Below are 1195 nucleotides of genomic sequence, written 5' to 3' on the forward strand. Positions count from 1 at the left end.
GTCTGGCCGAAGGGCGAAGCCGAACCCGCGTTCGCCGATATCGACGGCGCCGCGCTTGAGACCATCGTCGGCTATGCGCTCGGCTTCACGGTCAAGCGGTGGGTGGATGGTGGCGGCGACATGGTCCCGGCCGAGATCCGCACCGCCATGAACAAGCTACACTGAGGGGACGACCATGGCCGACAACTGGCTCTCATCCTTCGCGGTCGCCCTCGGGTTCGAGGTCAACACCGCGCAGCTCAACACCGCCAAGAAATCGATCGCCGACTACGAGGCCGCCGTGAAGGCTGCCGAGAAGCGGATCGAGGATGCCCGCTGGGCCGGTGCGAAATCCGAACAGGAGATCGCCAAGCTCACGATGGAGACGAACCTGAAGGAGGCGCGGGCAGCCCTGGCGGCTGCCCAGGAGAAAGAGAAGGCCGAGCAGGAGGCCACCCGGAAGCGCGAGCAGCGCAACAAGGACTTCATGGCTGGCATGAGCCGGCTCACGCTGGCCGCCACCGCCATGGCGACCGCCGTGAGCTACGCGACGAACCGGGTGACGCAGGCATTCGATCACCTTGGGTTCGTGTCGCAGCGGACCGGCGCGTCCGTCCATAGCCTCAACTCTCTCGGCTACGCGTTCAAGCAGGTCGGCGGCTCGTCTCAGCAGGCGATCGGCGCGGTTGAGAGCTTCGCCAAGGCCATCCGCGAGAACAGCGGGGTGAAGAGCTACGTCCAGAGCCTCGGCGTAGACATGACGGCCGACACGTCACAGCAACTCCTGCAGACCGTCGAGAAGCTGAACAAACACCCCTACGATGTAGGCTTCCGCGAAGCCGGATTGGCCGGGATCAGTGAGGAGGACTACAACCTCATCTCGCGGCAGCTTCAGCAGATCAAGGCCTACCGCGCCGAGTACGACACCACGACCAAGTCGCTGGGCGTCAACAGCGAGCAGGCTGCTGAGGCTTCCATGGCGTTCCAGCGGTCCCTGACCCGGCTACAGGCCACCGCCTCGGCTCTCGGCGACAAGCTGATGGTGTCGCTCGCCCCAGCCCTGAAGGCGATCGTTGATCGCTTCCAAGACTGGATCCGCTCGAACCCCGAGAAGGTCGAGCACATCATGGATGGCATCTCGAAGGCCCTCGTCTGGGTCGCCGAGAAGATCGGCGCATTGGTCGAGAGCATCACCGGGAGCAACGGGGACGAGTTC

At 64.6% G+C, this 1195-nt stretch carries 1 protein-coding gene; it reads left to right on the forward strand.

The genetic code is table 11. From position 1 onward, the window contains the following. Positions 1-175: 175 nt before the first annotated feature. Positions 176-1195 (forward strand): hypothetical protein (locus tag MKL09_RS29585; RefSeq protein WP_244025532.1); only part of this gene is annotated, 1020 nt, incomplete at its 3' end.

It is taken from the genome of Methylobacterium sp. J-048 (assembly GCF_022829515.1).
Lineage (GTDB): Bacteria > Pseudomonadota > Alphaproteobacteria > Rhizobiales > Beijerinckiaceae > Methylobacterium.